Source organism: Sphingobium sp. IP1, assembly GCF_002708645.1.
Taxonomy (GTDB): Bacteria; Pseudomonadota; Alphaproteobacteria; order Sphingomonadales; family Sphingomonadaceae; genus Sphingobium; species Sphingobium yanoikuyae.
In genome coordinates, this window is sequence record NZ_NOIW01000007.1 from 44,260 (window position 1) to 62,693 (window position 18,434).

At 66.2% G+C, this 18,434-nt stretch carries 14 protein-coding genes; 12 read left to right on the top strand and 2 right to left on the bottom strand.

The genetic code is table 11. The features are described 5' to 3' along the window. Nucleotides 1–20 precede the first annotated feature (20 nt). The 11 genes from CG471_RS03690 (at nucleotide 21) to CG471_RS03740 (ending at nucleotide 14,339) form a co-directional block, all read left to right on the top strand. On the top strand, nucleotides 21–1,094 hold the full coding sequence (locus CG471_RS03690) for a FemAB family XrtA/PEP-CTERM system-associated protein (RefSeq protein ID WP_099230715.1): 1,074 nt from the start codon (nucleotides 21–23) through the stop codon (nucleotides 1,092–1,094). After that, nucleotides 1,091–2,320, top strand: a complete 1,230-nt coding sequence (locus CG471_RS03695) for a TIGR03087 family PEP-CTERM/XrtA system glycosyltransferase (RefSeq protein WP_099230717.1) — start codon at nucleotides 1,091–1,093, stop codon at nucleotides 2,318–2,320. Before CG471_RS03690 ends, CG471_RS03695 begins: the two co-directional genes overlap by 4 nt. Next, nucleotides 2,317–3,852 carry an exosortase A gene (gene xrtA / locus CG471_RS03700; protein WP_099230718.1) on the top strand — a complete coding sequence of 512 codons (1,536 nt, stop codon included), beginning with the start codon at nucleotides 2,317–2,319 and terminating at the stop codon, nucleotides 3,850–3,852. Before CG471_RS03695 ends, xrtA begins: the two co-directional genes overlap by 4 nt. 10 nt (nucleotides 3,853–3,862) lie before the next feature. Then, the gene (locus tag CG471_RS03705; protein WP_099230719.1) at nucleotides 3,863–5,758 is read left to right on the top strand and encodes an XrtA/PEP-CTERM system amidotransferase; all 1,896 of its coding nucleotides are present in this window, start codon (nucleotides 3,863–3,865) and stop codon (nucleotides 5,756–5,758) included. A gap of 344 nt (nucleotides 5,759–6,102) precedes the next feature. Next, nucleotides 6,103–7,473 carry a sugar transferase gene (locus CG471_RS03710; RefSeq protein ID WP_099230720.1) on the top strand — a complete coding sequence of 457 codons (1,371 nt, stop codon included), beginning with the start codon at nucleotides 6,103–6,105 and terminating at the stop codon, nucleotides 7,471–7,473. Between the two features lie 2 nt (nucleotides 7,474–7,475). After that, nucleotides 7,476–8,603: a glycosyltransferase gene (locus CG471_RS03715; protein ID WP_099230721.1), complete on the top strand. Its 1,128-nt coding sequence runs from the start codon at nucleotides 7,476–7,478 to the stop codon at nucleotides 8,601–8,603. Nucleotides 8,604–8,667: 64 nt separating this feature from the next. Continuing rightward, entirely contained in the window at nucleotides 8,668–9,420 is a 753-nt protein-coding gene (locus tag CG471_RS03720) for a methyltransferase domain-containing protein (protein WP_099230722.1), read from the top strand. A 14-nt stretch (nucleotides 9,421–9,434) separates the two neighbouring features. Next, nucleotides 9,435–10,718 (top strand): hypothetical protein, encoded by a 1,284-nt coding sequence (locus CG471_RS03725; RefSeq protein WP_099230774.1) that lies wholly within the window; start codon nucleotides 9,435–9,437, stop codon nucleotides 10,716–10,718. Next, nucleotides 10,715–11,854, top strand: coding sequence for a glycosyltransferase family 4 protein (locus CG471_RS03730; protein WP_099230723.1), 1,140 nt, complete (start codon nucleotides 10,715–10,717; stop codon nucleotides 11,852–11,854). Before CG471_RS03725 ends, CG471_RS03730 begins: the two co-directional genes overlap by 4 nt. Continuing rightward, a complete protein-coding gene (locus CG471_RS03735) occupies nucleotides 11,851–12,597 on the top strand; it encodes an FkbM family methyltransferase (protein WP_099230724.1) in 747 nt (248 codons plus the stop codon). The genes CG471_RS03730 and CG471_RS03735 overlap by 4 nt, the downstream gene beginning before the upstream one ends. Then, nucleotides 12,597–14,339: an MFS transporter gene (locus tag CG471_RS03740; protein WP_099230725.1), complete on the top strand. Its 1,743-nt coding sequence runs from the start codon at nucleotides 12,597–12,599 to the stop codon at nucleotides 14,337–14,339. Before CG471_RS03735 ends, CG471_RS03740 begins: the two co-directional genes overlap by 1 nt. Before the next feature lie 101 nt (nucleotides 14,340–14,440). On the opposite strand, the gene CG471_RS03745 is transcribed toward CG471_RS03740, so the two are convergent. Both CG471_RS03745 and CG471_RS03750 read right to left on the bottom strand, forming a co-directional pair. After that, nucleotides 14,441–16,129, bottom strand: coding sequence for an amidohydrolase (locus tag CG471_RS03745; RefSeq protein ID WP_099230776.1), 1,689 nt, complete (start codon nucleotides 16,127–16,129; stop codon nucleotides 14,441–14,443). Nucleotides 16,130–16,137: 8 nt separating this feature from the next. Continuing rightward, entirely contained in the window at nucleotides 16,138–17,007 is an 870-nt protein-coding gene (locus CG471_RS03750; protein ID WP_010339958.1) for an NAD(P)-dependent oxidoreductase, read from the bottom strand. A 97-nt stretch (nucleotides 17,008–17,104) separates the two neighbouring features. Between CG471_RS03750 and CG471_RS03755 the strand changes: the two genes are divergently transcribed. Beyond that, nucleotides 17,105–18,352 (top strand): threonine ammonia-lyase, encoded by a 1,248-nt coding sequence (locus tag CG471_RS03755; RefSeq protein WP_004212176.1) that lies wholly within the window; start codon nucleotides 17,105–17,107, stop codon nucleotides 18,350–18,352. The last annotated feature ends 82 nt before the right edge of the window (nucleotides 18,353–18,434 follow it).

Consider the following 18,434-nt stretch of genomic DNA (forward strand, 5'->3'; position numbering starts at 1 on the left):
GGTACTGAGGGAATGAGCAGATGAATGCGATTGTCGATCTGAGCGTCATCGTCGGAGAGGCGCGCCTGTCCGATCCGGCTGTCGTGGCGGAAATCGATGCCTGGGTCTGCGCCCAGCCGGGCTCGACGCCCTTTCATCGACCGGCCTGGATCATGGGTGTGGAGGCTGGCACCGGCCAGAAGGCGATCATGCTGGTCGCCCGCACGCCATCGGGCGAGATCAACGGCGTGCTGCCGCTCACTCATATCCGTTCGGCCCTGTTCGGCAAGGCGCTGGTCGGCAGCGGCTTCGCGGTCGACGGCGGCATCCTCGCAACGCACCGCAAGGCGATCGCCAAGCTGGCCGACGCGGCCTGGTATCAGGCGGAAAAGCTCGGCTGCGACACGCTGGAGCTGCGCGGCGGCGAAGCGCCCGGCGGCGCCTCATGGCAGAACAAGGCCGACGCCTATCTCGGTTTCTCCCGCGCGCTTGCGGCCGATGACGAGGCGGAACTGAAGGCCATCCCCAAGCGCCACCGCGCGGAAATCCGCAAGGGCCTCGGCAACGACCTCCAGTTCGAGACCGGCCGCGACCAGCGGCTGCGCGACATCCATTATCGCCTCTATTGCCAGAGCGTCCATAATCTCGGCACGCCGGTCTTCCCGCGCGCGCTGTTCGATGCCATCCTCGACCGGTTCGGCGCGGATGCGGACATCGCCATGGTATCGAAGGACGGCAAGCCCCTGTCGGCGGTCATCAGCCTCTATCATGGCGGCGCCTGCATGCCCTATTGGCATGGCGCCGGGTTGGAGGCGCGGGCGATGCGCTCCAACGAAGTCCTCTATTTCACCCTGATGCGCCAGGCCCGCGAGCGCGGCCTCACCCATTTCGACTTTGGCCGCTCGAAAGTCGGCACCGGTCCCGCCGCCTGGAAGAAGACCTGGGGTTTCGAGGGCGATCCGCTCGGCTATCATCTGCGCACCGCGCCGGGCAAGGAGACGCGTGACGTCAATCCGCTCTCGCCCCAATATCGGCGCAAGGTGGAATTGTGGAAGAAGCTGCCGCTGCCCGTCGCGAACCTGATCGGTCCGCATATCGCGCGGGGCCTTGGATGACGGGCGAGCTTCTTTTCCTCTGCCATCGTATCCCGTTCCCGCCCGACCGGGGCGACAAGATCCGGTCCTATCATCTGCTTCAGCGGCTGGCGCAGATGGCGCCTGTCCATGTCGGCTGCTTTGCCGATGATGATCGCGACATGGGCTTTGCCCCGGACATGGCGCAACTGACGGCCAGCCAGTGCGTGCTGATGCGCGACCGTTCGCGCATCGTCGCCGGCCTGACCGGCCTCGCGCGCGGCCAGTCGCTGCTCGTGTCGCTGTTCGATCATCCGGGCCTGCATCGCTGGGTCGCCCAGGTCATCGCCGAGCGGCCGATCCGCGCCGTCATTGCCTATTCGGCGCAGATGGCGCATTTCGTGCCCATGCTGCCGGCGGGGGTGCGGTTCCTGATGGATTTCGTCGATTTCGATTCGGCCAAATATGCCGCTTATGGCGCACAGGGTTCTGGTCCGATGGGCTGGATCAACCGGCGTGAAGGCCGCGTGCTGCTCGATTTCGAGCGCAAGGTTTCGGCCCGCGCCGATATCTGCAGCTTCGTCAGCGAAGCCGAAGCTGCGCTGTTCCGCGATGCCTGCGGCCTTGGCGCCGACCGGATCGTCGCGCTCGAAAATGGCGTGGCGCTCGACTATTTCGACCCGGCCGCCGATTTTCCGGCCGTCGATAAGGGGGCAGGGCCGCTGATCGTCTTCACCGGTCAGATGGACTATCGCCCCAATGTCGAGGCGGTCGAGAGTTTCGCGCGCCAGACGCTGCCCGCCATCCAGTCCGCGCGACCCGACGCGCGCTTCGCCATAGTCGGCCGCAACCCGTCGAAGCCGGTGCAGGCGCTGGCCGATCTGCCGGGCGTCATCGTCACCGGCGGCGTGCCCGATGTGCGCGGCTGGCTGGCCGCTGCCGATCTGGTGGTCGCCCCGCTGCGTATCGCGCGGGGCATCCAGAACAAGGTGCTGGAAGCCATGGCGATGGCCCGTCCGGTCGTCGCCTCGCCCCAGGCCGCCGAAGGCATTGATGCGGTCGATGGCCGCGATTTCCTGGTCGCGGATGACCCGGCGGCCGAAGCCCAGGCGGTCTTGTCGCTGCTCGCCGATCCAGCGCGAGGAACGCAGCTCGGCCTCGCCGCCCGTCGCCGTGTCAAGGACCGCTATCGCTGGTCGGCGACGCTGGGCGGTCTGCCCGACCTGCTGCTCGGCGCGCCGGGCAAGGCCGACCCGCAGGCCGCATGACCGATCGCGCCCGTTCCCTTGCCGACATGCCGCGCATGGGCCTTGCCGGCTGGCGTGGTCATCTGACCGCGCTGGGCGTGGTCGCGGCTGCCATCCTGACGCTCTTCTTCGACGATCTCTATTCGATGGTCTCGATCTGGTGGAATGCCTCCACCTTCGGCCATTGCCTCTTCATCCCGATCCTCATCGCCTGGCTGGTGCAGCAGCGTCTGCCCGGCCTGCGCCAGCTGGAGCCGGTCGCCTGGCCGCCGGGCCTGATCTGGCTGGGCCTTGGCGCCTTTGCCTGGCTGCTCGGCGCGGCGGCGGGCGTCGCGATGGTCCGCCATGGCGCGCTGGTCCTGATGCTCCAGGGCGCGGTGATCGCGCTGCTCGGGCCGATGGTGGCGCGCGCCTTGCTCTTCCCGCTCTTCTACGCCTTCTTCATGGTCCCCTTCGGTGAGGAGATCGTGCCGCATCTCCAGCTGGTGACGGCGCATCTCTCGATGATGTTCCTGACGCTGGCCGGCGTTCCCGCCCATATGGAAGGCATCTTCATCACCACCCCGACCGGCTATTTCGAGGTGGCAGAGGCCTGTTCGGGCGCCAAGTTCCTGATCGCCATGACCGCCTATGGCGCGCTGGTCTGCAATGTCTGCTTCCAGAGCTGGCCGCGCCGCATCCTGTTCATGGCGGGGGCGCTCACCTTGTCGGTGCTGGCCAATGGCGTGCGCGCCTTCGCCACCATATTGGTCGCGCATCTGACCACGGTCGATGCCGCCGTCGGTTTCGATCATGTCGTCTATGGCTGGGTTTTCTTCGCGATCATCATGATCATCGTGATGGCGACCGCCTGGCCATTCTTCGATCGCAAGCCCGGCGACCCCTGGTTCGATCCCGTGCCGCTGCAGCGTCCCGTCTGGCGGCAGGCGCCCGCCGGCATGATGGCGGCCATCGCGCTTGGCGTCATCGTTGCCGCGCCGCTCTGGCTGGCGGCCACCGCCGCCACTGCCCGTCCGCTGCCATCGCGCATCGACCTGCCGACGGTGCCGGGCTGGACCCGCACCAGTGCTGCCCAGGCCTATCCCTGGAAACCGCGCTTCGATGGCGCCGATCATTTCATCTCTGGCCGCTATACCAACGCGTACGGACAGGTCGTGGACCTCGTCGTTGCCGCCTTTGACCGGCAGGAGGACAAGCGCGAACTGGTCGGTTTCGGTCAGGGCGCGGTCGATCCCGACAAGGAATGGACCTGGTCCTCGCCCGCACCGGCACCCGCCGACGCACGCGGCGAGCAGATCACCGGTCCCGGCCCGCTGGTCCGCCATGTCGTCAGCTTCTATGTGGTGGGGCAGGGCGCACCGACCGGCAGCAAGCCGGAGGTGAAGGTCCAGACCATGCTCGCCCGGCTGCTCGGCCGCGATCCGCGCTCGGTCGCGATCCTCGTTTCCGCTGAAGAGCATCCCGGCCATCCCTCCGACGCGGCGATCGCCGCCTTCCTGCGCGATCTGGGCAATGTGAAGGAATTGGCTGACCGCAGCGCGGGCATAGGCTAGGACCGTAACAATGTGCGGAATTGCGGGCATCTTCCATCTCGAAACGGCCAAGCCGGTCGATCCTGCGCGGGTGCGCGCCATGCTGGACGTGATGCCGCATCGCGGCCCGGACGGCAGCGGCATCTGGACCGCGCCGGGCGTGGGCCTCGGGCATCTGCGCCTGTCGATCATCGATCTTGGCGGCGGCGCGCAACCGATGCTGACCGAGGATGAAAGCCTGGTCGTCACCTTCAACGGCGAAATCTACAATTTCGCCGAGGTCCGCGCTGAACTGGAGGCGAAGGGCCATGTCTTCCGCACCGACAGCGATACCGAAGTCATCCTGCACGGCTATCGCCAGTGGGGCGAGGAATGCGTCAGCCGCTTCAACGGCATGTTCGCCTTCGCCCTGTTCGACGCGCGCGCCCAGTCGCTCTGGCTGGTGCGTGACCGGCTGGGTGTAAAGCCGCTCCATTATGCCCTGCTGTCGGATGGCAGCCTGATCTTCGGATCGGAATTGAAAAGCCTGCTCGCGCACCCCTTGCTTCGCCGCGCGCCGGACCTGAGCGCGGTCGAGGATTATCTCGCCTATGGCTATGTCCCCGACGATGCCTGCATGGTCGCGGGCGTGCGCAAGCTGGGGGCGGGCGAGACGCTGCGTCTGGTGCGCGGTCGTCCGCTGGCCCATCCGCAACGCTATTGGGACATCAGCTTTGCCGATCGCAGCAAGGCCAGGCCCGAGGCGCTGGAGGAGGAACTGGTCGCGCTGATGCGTCAGGCGGTGCGCTCGCGCATGGTGTCCGACGTGCCGCTCGGCGCCTTCCTGTCCGGCGGCGTCGACAGCAGCAGCGTCGTCGCGCTTATGGCTGAGGCATCGAACCAGGCGGTCAAGACCTGCACCATCGGCTTCGATGTCGCCAGCCTGGACGAGACCGCCTATGCCGACCGGATCGCGCGTCGCTTCGCCACCGATCACCGCACGCGCATCGTATCACCCGATGATTATGGATTGGCCGACACGCTGGCCTTCCATTTCGACGAACCCTTTGCCGATGCCTCCGCGCTGCCCACCTACCGGGTCTGCGAACTGGCGCGCGAGCAGGTGACGGTGGCGCTGTCGGGCGACGGCGCGGACGAGGCGTTCGCCGGCTATCGCCGCCACCGTTTCCAGATGCAGGGGGAAAGGCTGCGTGGCCTGATCCCCGCATCGGTGCGCGAACCCTTGTTCGGCACGCTCGGCCGTTATTATCCCAAGGCTGACTGGGCGCCGCGCCAGCTGCGCGCCAAATCGACCTTCCTCGAACTGGCCGGCGATGGTGGCGAGGCCTATGCCGCCTCGGTCGGGGTCACGCCCCATGCGCTGCGCCAGCGTCTCTTCAGCCAGGACATGAAGAGCCGGCTGGGCGCCTATCGCGCCGAGGATCGCTATATCAAGGCGATGGCCAACGCCCCGGCGCGCGACCCGCTCGATCGCGCCCAATATGCCGATATCCGCATCTGGTTGCCCGGCGACATCCTGACCAAGAGCGATCGGATGAGCATGGCCGTCAGCCTGGAAGCGCGCGAACCGCTGCTCGACCATCGGCTGGTCGAATTTGCCGCGCGCCTGCCGGTTGCCCAGCGCATTCGCGGCAATAGTGGCAAGTACCTCATGAAGAAGGCGATGGAGCCCTTCCTGCCGCAGGATATTCTCTATCGCCCGAAAATGGGCTTCGTGACGCCGATCAGCGCCTGGTTCCGCGGCGTGCTGGCGGGCGAGGCGACGGCGGTCGCCGGCGGCTCGGCCCTCGCTCGCACCGGCTGGTTCGACACTAAGATGCTGGCGAAAATCGCGGCCGACCATAAGGCCGGCCTATCCGACCATGGCCGGCTGCTGTGGCAAATGGTGATGCTCGACAAGGCGCTCGGCCGGTTGTTCGGCGCGTGACCGGCGTATTGCGCGCGCCTTTTGGCAGTTTTTTGGCGTTGATAGGGCCGTGGCTGATCTGGCTGGGTTTTGCACATTTCGTTCGGCCTCATTGGTCCGGTGACTTGGCTGGCATCACGGCTGCGACACTGTCGATTTTCGTGGGGCTATATGGCCTGTGGCTATGTTTTCCGCCTCCGCCGAATGATAAATCGATATGACAACTGATCCTTTTCATAACCTATGCCGTCGGGATCGTCATTGCGCAGCCGATTATCGGTCTCGTGTCGGTTTGCACGACAGGTGACTGCATTTAGGGTGCAGGCCTTGCAACCGGCCCCGCCCGGTGCCAACGGGACAGCATAATGAACATGCAGGGCGCTTCATTGACTGTCTCGAAGGAAATTGTGCGGCTGCGCCTTTATGCGCTGTGCCTGGCCGGCGACATGGCGGGGCTGTTCATCGCCTTCCTCCTCGCCAACTGGCTGGTCGTCGGCGCCTTCCTGGGCGAGCCGGGCAAGCCCCATGGTCTGGTGATGTTCTCGATGGTCGCGCCGCTCTATGCGATCCTCGCGGTGCAGGGTGGAGCCTATGGCATCAACACGCTGGATCGCGTGCGCCGCGGCATCTTCCGCGCCCTGCTGGCGCTGGCGCAGGCGGCGCTGCTGATGCTGCTGATCGTCTATCTGGGCAAGATCGCCGAACAACTGTCCCGTCTGACCTTCCTCACCGGCCTGCTGCTCGGCGCGGCGACGCTGGCGCTGGTGCGCCTGGCGGTTGCGCGCCTGGCGGTTCGCCTGCTGGGCGATGTCCCGCACCTCACCGCCGTCATCATGGACGGGGTCGCGATCGAGACCGGCGCCCATATGGAGGTGATCCAGGCGGACGCCGCCAATCTCCATCCCGAACGCCATGATGCCGACATGGCCGCACGCCTGGCCGCTGCGGTCGGCATGGCGGAGCGGGTGATCGTCGCCTGTCCGCTCGAACGGATGGACGACTGGTCCGCTGCCTTGAAGTCGCTCTCGGCGCGGGGCGAGATCGTCGTCCCCGAACTGCTGCGCTTCGCCCCCGCGCGGGTGGATGAGTTTGACGGCCAGCCGACGATCATTGTCGCCGGCGGTCCGCTGCAATTTCGCGATCGCCTGATCAAGCGGCTGTTCGACATCCTCGTCGCCACCATTGCCACCATCGCGCTGTCGCCGGTCCTGTTCGGCGCCGCGCTGGCGGTAAAGCTGACCAGCCCCGGCCCGATCCTCTTCCGCCAGCCGCGCATCGGCAAGGATGGGCGGCCCTTTTCCATCTACAAGTTCCGCTCGATGCGGACCGAGGCGAGCGACCACAAGGCCGCAACGCTGACCAGGCGCGACGATGATCGGGTGACCCGCGTCGGCGCCTTCCTGCGCAAGACCAGCATCGATGAACTGCCCCAGCTCTTCAACGTGCTGAACGGCGACATGAGCGTCGTCGGCCCGCGCCCCCACGCCGCAGCCGCCAAGGCGGGCGACAGCCTCTATTGGGAGGTCGACGCCCGCTATTGGGAACGGCATTGCATCAAGCCGGGCATGACCGGCCTTGCCCAGGTGCGCGGCCATCGCGGCGCGACCGACCATCATCAGGATCTGATCGACCGACTCCAGTCGGACCTGGAATATGTCAGCGACTGGTCGATCTGGCGCGACCTGCGCATCATCGTCGCGACGCTGGGCGTGCTGGTCCATCACAAGGCTTATTAACCGTGACCAACCTGCTGCTCGCCCTTGTCCTGCTGGCCTCGTTGGTCGCTGTCGCCTGGCCCTTCCTCTGCTATCCGCTGATCCTGCGCCTGTTGCCAACCCGCGCGGAAACGCCGGTCGCCGGCCCGGTGTCCAGCGCGTCGCTGCTTTTCTGCGCCTATAATGAGGCGGGTGCGATGCCGGAAAAGCTCGCCAATCTGGCGATGCTGAAAGGCCGGCATCCCACGCTCGAAATCCTCGCCTTCGATGATGGATCGTCCGACGATACCGCCGCGCTGATCGCGGCGCAGGGCGATCTCGTCACTTTGCTGCGCGGGCCGGGGCGCAGCGGCAAGGCGCATGGCATGAAATTGCTCGCCGCCCGTGCGCGCGGCGACATACTGATCTTCACCGACGCCAATGTGCTGCTGGATGCCGACGCGATCGACAATCTGCTCGCCCGCTATGCCGATCCCGATATTGGCGGTGTGCTCGGATCGCTCCATTATCTGGGTGAGGGCGACAGCGCGACCGCGGCCGTCGGTTCGCTCTACTGGCGGATCGAGGAGAGGCTGAAGGACGAGGAGTCGCGCACCGGCAATGTGCTGGGGGCCGATGGCTCGATCTTCTCGATCCGTCGCTCCCTCTATCCCGAATTTCCCGATAGCGTGCTCGACGACCTCACCGTCTCCATGGCGGTGGTCTTTGCCGGCAAGCGACTGGTGAAGGCGAAGGATGTGATCGCACGCGAGCGGCTGGTGACCGGGCGCAAGGACGAATATCGGCGCAAGGTGCGGATCGCCGCCCGCGCCTGGCACACGCACAGTCATTTGCGCCCGCAACTGCGCCGCATGGCCGCGATCGACCGGTTCAAATATGCCTCGCGCAAGATCGTGCGCTGGTTCGGCGGTGCCTTCATCCTGACCGGCGCGATCGCCGCAGGCGCGCTGGCACTGCGCCTGTCGCCCATGCTCTACATGGCCGGCGCGATCGGCATCGCGCTGCTCGTCTGGATCGGCCTGCGCTCGCGCGGCGGGCCGCTTGCCGCGCTCGTCGATATCCTGATCGCCTACGCCGCCACCTTGCAGGGCGTGCTCAAGGCGATGAGCGGCCGCACCGTCACGATCTGGAACCCTGCCAAATCGCGTTGATCCCCTCTCGCCAAAGCCGCGCCATATTGTATAGGCCGGAAGCTGATACCGAGCGGAGAATGGCGTGATTACTGTCCAGCGGGTGGCCAAGGCCGCCGGCAAGCATCTGACCAAATTGGGTCTCGACCTGCGCAAGGCGCTGGGCGCGCGCGCCAATCGTGGCTGCCCGGCCTGCGGCACGACGGTCGTCGGCTTCTTCCGCTATGGCGACAATGGCGAATGGGGCTGCCCCAATTGCAACGCCTCGCCGCGCGAGCGGCTGATGAACTATCTCATCATGAAGGGCGTGTTGACCGTGCCGACCGACGGCGCGATCCTGCACATGGCCCCCAATGAGGGGAGCCTGGTCAAGCGCTTTTCTGAGGCGGCCGACTATGTCCCGGCCGATCTTGATCCCGCGCGCTATACCGTGCCCGGCATGCACAAGATCGACCTGATGGTGCTATCCGACAGCGATCGCTACGACCTCTTCTACGCCAGCCATGTGATGGAGCATGTGCCCGACGACATGGCCGTGCTGCGCAATATCCTGCGCGCGCTCAAGCCCGGCGGCGAAGCCTGGCTGATCGTGCCGCTGTGGGACAAGCCGACCGAGGATGGCAGCTTCGACATTCCCCCGCGCGAGCGCGAACGGCGCTTCGGCCAGTGGGACCATGTCCGCCAATATGGCCTCGACTTTGCCGATCGCATCCGCGCCGCCGGCTTCGAGCTGGAGGAAATCGACGCGCGCGACATCGACGCCGACACGCGCCATTTCTACGCGCTTGACGATCGGTTGTTCCGCGCGCGCAAGCCGCTGGGAACAGCGACGCAGTGAGCATGCTCGCGCGGATGGAGGCATCCGCCCGCATCCTCGCGCTGGTCAAGCTCGCCAATGTCGGGCTGGTGATGATCTGGGGCTTCGCCGTCACCTTCGTCTTCGTGCGGGTGCTGCCGCTGGCGGAGTTCCAGGCCTTCCTGCTGCTCGTCGCCTTCGGCAATTTCACCATCTCGGCGGAATTCGGTCTCACCAGCATCATCTATGCGCGCCTGCGCCGCTTCTGGCTGGGCAATGATGAGGATGCGGCGGACGGTGGCTTCCGGCTGGAGGAGATGGGTGTCCTCTTCCTCTTCCTCGGGCTGCTGATTGCCGGCGCGGTCGTCATCCTGCTCGGCGCGCTGGCGCTGGGCGGCCTGCATACCGCCATGCCGATGCTGTTCCTGCTCTTCTTCCTCACGGCCTGCCTCAATCTGCCGGCTTTGCTCGCCAAGCGGGCGCTGGCGGCGATCGACGGCAATTTCCTGTGGGAAGGGCTGGATTGCGCCCGCCGCCTGGTGACGATCGGCCTGCTGGCGGCGATCCTCTTCGGGCTCGACCCGCGCCTGTCGGTCGCGCTGCAACTGGCGGTCAGTGTCGCGGTGATCGGCTATGCCATCGTCCATGTCCATCGCCGCCTTGGCATGAACCGAAACCACTGGTTCGCCTTCCGGGTTGGTGGTGGGCATGTGCGCCGCCATTATCTGCGCGATATCGGCGCGTCGGCAGCCTTCACCGTCTCCGACATCGTCGCCTACAACGCCCCCTATTTCACCATCGCCATGGCGACCAGCGATGCCCGGCCGATGCTGCTGTTCGACTTCTTCTTCAAGATGTCGCGCTCGCTCTCGATGCTGGTGCGCGCGATGGTGGAGGCGGCCCTGCCGCGCATCACCCGCGCCTATCATGCCGGCGAAAGCGCGCGGGTGCGCCAACTCCTGACCCGCGCGCTCGGCGCTGCGCTCTTCTTCGCGCTTGCCGGTTCGGCGCTGCTGATGCTGATCGGCGGATGGCTGTTCGACAAGCTCTTCGACGGCCGCGCCGCGATCGACCAGGCTGACCTCGGCCTTACCGCTCTGGCGCTGGTCGCGCTCTCGGTGATCTGCGTCTCGGTCTATGTCCAGGCCGCGCTCGGTCGCTTCGCCCATCTGCTCCAGCGTTCGCTGCCCTTCCTCGCCGGTTCGCTGCTCAGCGTACCGCTCGCCGGCGCGTTCTGGCCCGATCGCTTCGACCTCGGCTTCCTCGGCCTCTATGCCCTGACCCTGATGCTGGCCGCCGGCCTCCATCTCGTCTCGCTGCGCCGGCTGGTGCGCGCATGAAGATCGCCATGCTCGATCCGTCGCTCTTCACTGGGCGCTATGATGACGGGCTGTGCGCCGGCCTGGCGCAGGCGGGGGCGGACGTCACCCTGCTCGGCCGGCCGATGCGCGCCACCGATGCGATCTTGCCGCAGGGCTATAGCTACGCCCAGCGCTTCTTCCGCCGCAGCGAGGCCCTGCGCGATCGGCTGGGGGAGGGGCGCGCCTTCCGTCTCGCCAAGGCGGCCGAATATGGCCTGACCTGCGCGCTCGGCAATCTCGACGCGATGACCGGCGCGGACGTGACCCATGTCCAGTGGCTGCCGCTGGCGCCGGCCGACCGGCTGATGCTTGATCGGCTCAAGGGCCGCACCGCGCTCGTCCACACCGTCCATAATGCCGATGCCTATCATGCTGACAGCGGCCTGCAGGGGCGCGGCTATCGCGCGCTGCTCGATCGGTTCGACGCGCTGATCGTCCATGGCGACACGACGCGCGCGGCGCTGGTCGGGCAGGGCGTCGATCCCGCACGCATCCATGTAACCCCGCACCCGCCGATGCGGCTTGCGCCCGCCCCCCCGGCGGCCCTCGCCACCATTCCCGAACCCGCCGCGCCCCGCATCCTCTTCTTCGGCACGATCCGCCCGTACAAGGGCGTAGACCTGCTGGTGGAGGCCTGCCTGTCGCTCTGGCGCGCGGGTCATCCCTTCGAACTGGTGCTCGCCGGCAAGCCCTTCATGGATGTCGCGCCGATCCTCGATCCGGTCCATGCCGCCGGTTTCGGCGACCGCCTCATCACCGATTTCGGCTTCCTCACCGAACCCCGGCTGGACGCACACATGGCAAAAGCCGACCTGATGGTCTTTCCCTATCGCCATATCGATTCGAGCGGCGCCTTCCTGTCGGCGCTGCACCATGGCAAGGCGATGGTCACCTCCGATGCCGGCATGTTCGGCACCCTGCCGGACGGCGTCACCACGCGGGGCCCGGCCGGAAATGCGGCGGCGCTCGCCCAAGCCCTCTTGCCGCTGATCGAAAGCGCGGCCATCAGGCAGGCAGCGGGTGCGCGGGCGCGCGCCTATGGAGATATTATGGGCAATTGGAAGGACATGGCCTTGGCGACGATGGAAATTTACCGCCAGGTGCTGCGCGCATGAGCCGCTATGTTCGCGAATTGTCCGACCGCGCGCTGGCACTACGCCTGGCGCTGGCCGGCCGCGTCCATCAATATCCCGAAATCCAGGCGCTCAAGCGATTCCTGTCCGCCTTCGCCATCGACTGCCTGTTCGACGTCGGCGCCAATCGCGGCCAATATGCGACCATGGCGCGCAAGGATGCGGGCTTTGCCGGCACCATCCTCTCCTTCGAGCCGAACCCGGACGTCTTCGCAGAACTGAGCAAGGCCGCCGCGTCGGACCGCAAATGGCATGTCTTCAACATGGCCCTGTCCGATTTCGACGGCACCGCCAGCTTCAACATCATGGCCGCCGACCAGTTCAGTTCCCTGAAGGCCCCCTCGGGCGCACAGGACGCGATCTTCGCCGATCGCAACAAGGTGATGAAGACGGTGGAGATGCAGTGCCGCCGGCTCGACAGCCTGCTGCCCGAACTGCGCGCGGCGCACGGCTTTGCCCGGCCCTTCCTCAAGATGGACACGCAGGGCCATGACCTGTCGGTCTGCGAAGGGGCGGGGAGCGTCATCGCCGACATGGCCGGCATCCAGACGGAACTGGGCGTGCGTCCCATCTATGAAGGCGGCACCGGCTATCGCGCGATGATCGACTGGCTGGAGGCGCGCGCCTTCGTCCCTTCCGCCTTCTTCGCCAATAACAAGGGCCATTTCCCGCTGCTGGTCGAAATGGACGGCATCTTCGTCAACAAGGCGCTGCTGGACAGCTGATGCCGAAGGGAATGCCCTTCGTCAGCGCGCGGCGCCTGTTCCTTGCCGGGGCGATCGGCCTTGCCCTGTGGCTGGGCGCGACCTTCCTGTGGCACGTGACCTGGCGTCAGGGTGTCAGCCTCGCTGTCATCCTGTTCCTGGATCAGGATTTCCCGGCGCTGATGATCGGCCTGTTCCTGCTCGCGCTGGCCGCCCCCTTTGCCGAGGGGATGGGCTTTCGCCTGCCGCAACCGCGCGCGCGCATCATCGTGCCGATCATCGTCTTGCTGGGGCTGGCCGCCTGGGCTGGCCATTATGCGCTGTTCCAGGATTATTCTGTCTCCCGCGATGAAGAGGTCGCGCGCTTTGCCGCTGCCTATATGCGCGAAGGCCTGTTCGCCCGACCGATCCCGGTCGAATGGGAACCTTATCGCCGGGCGATCATGCCCGAATTCTTCTCGCCCTTCGGTGCCGCCGATTACTGGACCGCCGCCTATCTGCCGGTGAACAGCGCGATCCAGGCCCTGTTCTGGCAGATGGGCGACCCCAATCTGGCCGGCCCGGTCTTGCTGGTGCTCGGCCTCTTCTCGCTATGGCGGGTCGCGCTGCATCTCTTCCCCGACCGGCCCGATGCCGTCTGGGTAACGATGCTGCTCGGCCTCTCCTCGGCTCAGCTCTGGGTCACGGCCATGACCCCCTATGCCATGACCGGCCATTTCGCATTGAACATGGTCTGGCTGGCGCTGGTGCTGCGCGGCGGCATTGCCGGCCATCTGTCTGCCGGCGTGGTCGCGCTGATCGCGGCGGGCCTGCACCAATGGCATTTTCCGCCCATCTTCATCGCCCCCTTCATCCTCTGGATGCTGCTGGCGCGGCGCTGGACCGTGGCGGCCTTCCACGCGCTGACCCTGGTCGCGATCGTCATCGTCTGGGCCAAGATCTGGCCCGGATTCCTGCTTCATGCGCTGGGCGCGCCGACCGATGTGCGCCCCTCCGCCGGCGTCGCCGACAAGGTGGGCAGCCTGTTCCAGCGCCTGGGCGACCGCTGGCAGCCGCTGGTCAATCTCAGCCGCTATGCCGCCTGGAACAATATATTGATGGTGCCGCTCGCGGGCCTGGGCGTGCTGGCGATGCGCTGGCGCGATGCGATCCGCGGGCGTGAGATCGCCCTGCCGCTGGCGCTCGGCTGCCTTGCCGGGTGCCTGCTGGCGCTGGCCCAGGGCTATGGCTGGGGCTTCCGCTATGCCCATGGCTTCATTGGCCCCTTCTGCCTGCTGGGCGGTCTTGGCTGGGCGCGCTTCCGGCCACAGGGCGCGATGCGGCCGATCTTCATCGGCTTCGTGGTGACGCTGCTCACCGCCGGCTTCCTGGTCTGGCGCACCCATGTCTTCGTCGAACCCTATGCCGCCAGCCACCGGATGATCGACGCCTCGCGCGCGGACGTCGTGCTGGTCGATCCGCGCGGCGGCCTCTACGTCACCGATCTGGTGCGTGGTCGTAATGGCGTGCCGGGCAAGCCGATGGTCATGAACCTCGGCATGCTGACGCTCGATCAGGTGGACGAGCTGTGCAAGACCTATGTGGTCGAGCTGTTTGACCGCGCCGAATTCCGCCCGCTCGGCGTGCCGCTGGCGCGCTGGAACCTGGGGCGCATGGACACGCTGCGCGCCCATATGAAGCTGGCCGGATGCGATCGCCCGGTCCAGCCGCCGCTGCCCGAGACGATCGACGACGCCATGAATGCCGCCGACAACGCCTTCTAGATACCATGGCCGTCATCGCGAGCGAAGCGTGGCGATCCATGGATTGCTTCGCTACGCTCGCAATGACGCAATGCGTTAGCTTGAAGGGCAAGTGAGGGGCATCACTGCCCCTTCACATAGACCCGCTTGCCGTTGATCCAGGTTTCCAGCACCTGCGTGCCGCGAATGTCGGTCGGGCTGGCCGTCTCGATATTGCGGTCGATCAGCAGGAAGTCCGCCCGCTGCCCCGGCACCAGGCTGCCGAACTTCTTCTCGGCAAAGCCGGCAAAGGCCGCCTGCCGGGTAAAGCCGTCCAGCGCCGCCTCGAAGCTTACCTTCTGCTCGGGCGTCCAGCCGCCGGCCGGCTCGCCCTTCGCATCCTGGCGCGACATGGCGGCAGCGATACCGGGGAAGGGATTGGGGCTTTCGACCGGCACGTCGGAGCCGAACGCCAGCGGCACCTTATTGTCCAGCATCGCCTTCCAGGCATAGGCGCCCTTCAGCCGGGCCTCGCCCAGCCGCGCCGTCGCCATGCGCCAGTCCGACGTTTCATGCACCGGCTGCATCGACGCGATCGTGCCATAGCGGGCAAAGCGCGGCAGGTCGGCCGGATCGATGATCTGGGCATGTTCGACCCGCCAGCGCCGGTCGCCGCTATAGGTGTCCGACATTTCCTGGATCGCGTCGAGTATCTCGCCATTGGCGGCGTCGCCGATCGCATGGACCGCGACCTGGAAATTGTCCATCGCCGCCCGGCTCATGATGTTGCGCAACTGGGTCGACGGGATCATCGGCAGGCCGCGCTGGCCCGGCGCATCGCTATAATCCGCCTTCAGCCAGGCACCGCGTGATCCCAGCGCGCCGTCCAGCAGCAGCTTGATCCCGCCCATGCGCAGATGATCGTCATACAGCCAGGGCGTGGGTTCCGGCCCGGCGATCAGCACCATATTGTCGAGGCCATAGGCATAGGACATGATCCGCACGCGCAGCGCGCCGCGGTCGGCCGACCGGCGGAAGGCCTGCCAATCCTCGATGCTGGTGCCCATGTCGGCAATGCCGGTGATGCCCACCGCCAGCAGTGCGCGCTGCGCCTTTTCCAGCGCATTGTCGCGATCCTTGGGGGCAGGGGCGGGCACGACCTTCTGGATCAGGTCCATCGCCTTGTCGACGAAGACGCCCGCAGGCTTGCCCGCCGCCATCTCGATCCGCCCACCGGCCGGCGCCTTGGTCGTGGCGCTGACGCCGGCTGCGCGGATGGCCGCACTGTTGGCCCAGCCCGCATGGCCGTCGACCCGTTCCAGCCAGACCGGAATGTCGCCCACGGCCGCGTCCAGTTCGGCCGCTGTCGGGAACCGGCCCAGCCCCCATGTCTCCTGGTTCCAGCCGGTGCCGATGATCCATTTGCGGCCGGTATTCTCCTGCGCATAGGCGCGGATCTTCGCCTGCGCCTCCGCCAGCGATTTCGTGTCGGACAGGTCCAGCGTGATCAGCGAAAGGCCAAGGCCCATGACATGGCCATGCCCGTCGATCAGACCGGGGATCAGCGTCTTGCCGCCCGCGTCCAGCTTGAAGCTCGGGCCTTTCGGCCGCTCGGGCCAGGGCTGGCCGCGCTTGGGCTTCTTGGGCTTATATTCGGGCTCCTGATAGCGGCCCTGGATCAGCTTCTCGACCTTGCCTTCATCGTCGATCATCAGCGCGCCGAAATGGACGATCTTGCCATCCGGTCCGATGGCGATGCCGTTCACATTGTCGATCACCCCCGATGCATAAGCGGGCATGGGCAGTGCAAGCGCGGCGATCGCCGCCAGCATCATCTTCCTCATGCGCGGGTGATCCGCCGCACCAGCGCGCTGGTATCCTGCCGGTGGCCGCCCATCGCCTGCACGTCGGCATAATATTGATCGACCATCGCCGTCACCGGCAGGGTCGCGCCATTGGCTCGCGCTTCCTCCAGCGCGAGCCCCAGATCCTTGCGCATCCAGTCCACCGCAAATCCGAAATCGAAACTGTCCTGCGCCATCGTCTTCCATCTATTGTCCATCTGCCAGCTTTGCGCTGCGCCCCCCGAAATCGCCTCGAACACCTTGTCCAGGTCCAGTTCCGCCGCCTGGGCAAAGCGCATCGCTTCGGCCAGGCCCTGCAGAACGCCGCCGATGCAGATCTGGTTCACCATCTTCGTCGTCTGGCCCGCACCGGCCTTGCCGACATGGACGATGCGCGCGGCATAGGCCTGCATCACGATCGTCGCGGCCGCCACTGCCGGGGCGGACCCGCCGCACATGATCGACAGCCGGCCATTTTCGGCGCCCGCCTGACCGCCCGACACCGGCGCATCGACGCAGTGAAGGCCCAGGCTCTCGCCCTCGACGGACAATTGCCGCGCGATCCGCGCCGACACGGTCGTATGGTCGATGAACAGGCCGCCCGGCTTCATCGTGCGGAACGCGCCTTCGCGCCCCAGCGTGATCTGGCTCAGGTCATCGTCGGTGCCGACGCAGCTGATGACGATGTCGGCCTCCTCGGCAGCCTTGGCCGGGCTGATCGCGACCTCGCCGCCATAGGCCTCGGCCCAGCTCTTGGCTTTGCCGATCGATCGATTGTAGACGGTCAGATGATGCCCCGCCTTGGCCAGATGCCCCGCGATTGGGCCGCCCATGACCCCCAGGCCGATAAACGCGATATTAGCCATAAGCCTCGTACATTTCGTGCGTGCAACCAAGCCATAGGGCCAGTTTTCGGCAAGTGCCAGTTTCTTCACCGGCAATTTTGCGTTAGGGCGCTGCGCCATGAACACGCTGAGCAAGATAGAGGGCGCCCTGCCGCTGCCCGTCACCGTCGATGACATCCTTGCGGCCCGGACACGCATTTCCGGGTCGATCGTCAAGACGCCGACGCTCATTAGCCAGACCTTCTCGCAAATGCTTGGCTGCAACGTCTATCTGAAGTTCGAAAATCTCCAGTTCACCGCCGCCTACAAGGAACGCGGCGCGCTCAATCGCCTGCTGCAACTCGATGAAGCGGCCAAGGCCAAGGGCGTGATCGGCGCCTCGGCCGGCAACCATGCGCAGGGGCTTGCCTATCATGGCAAGCGTCTTGGCGTGCCCGTCACCATCGTCATGCCCACCACCACGCCAATCGTGAAGGTCACCCAGACCCAGGGCCATGGCGCCACCGTCGTCCAATATGGCGAGAAGTTCGATGACGCCTATGCCCATGCCCGCAAGCTGGAGGTGGAGCAGGGCCTGACCTTCATCCATCCGTTCGACGAGCCCGACATCATCGCCGGCCAGGGCACGGTCGGTCTGGAAATGCTGGAGGATGCGCCGCAGATCGACACGCTGATCATACCGATCGGCGGCGGCGGCCTCTTCTCGGGCATCGCCACCGCGGCGCGCGCGATGAAGCCGGATATCCGCCTGATCGGCGTCCAGGCGGAGCTGTATCCGTCGATGTATGATTTCATCAAGGGCGCGGACCTCGCCTGCGACGGCGACACGCTGGCCGAGGGTATTGCGGTGAAGCAGCCGGGCGAACTCACCCGCCGCTTCGTCGAGCGTCTCGCCGACGATGTGCTGCTGGTCACCGAACGCCGGCTGGAGGAGGCGGTCAGCCTGCTGCTCCAGATCGAGAAGACGGTGGTGGAGGGGGCCGGTGCCGCTGGCCTGGCCGCTCTGCTCAGCTATCGCGAGCAGTTCGCCGGTCGCAATGTCGGCCTGATCCTGACCGGCGGCAATATCGACACCCGCCTGCTCGCCAATGTGCTGCTGCGCGATCTCGCCCGCTCGGGCCGTCTCGCCCGCTTGCGCATCATCCTGCAGGATCGGCCCGGCGCGCTGTTCCATGTCGCCCGCATCTTCGATCAGGAAGCGGTCAACATCCTGGAACTGTCGCACCAGCGCATCTTCACCAATCTGCCGGCCAAGGGGCTCAGCCTCGACGTCGAGTGCGAAACCCGCGATGGCGCCCACCTCCAGCGGCTGATCACGGCGCTGGGCGCGGCCGGTTACGAGGTCGCGCCGATCGAGGTTGCCTGATTTTGGGACATGCTTAACCATCGGTAAAAATTTCGTGGTAAATGACCTTTTCATGGTTGGGCCGGGACGGCATAGTCCGACC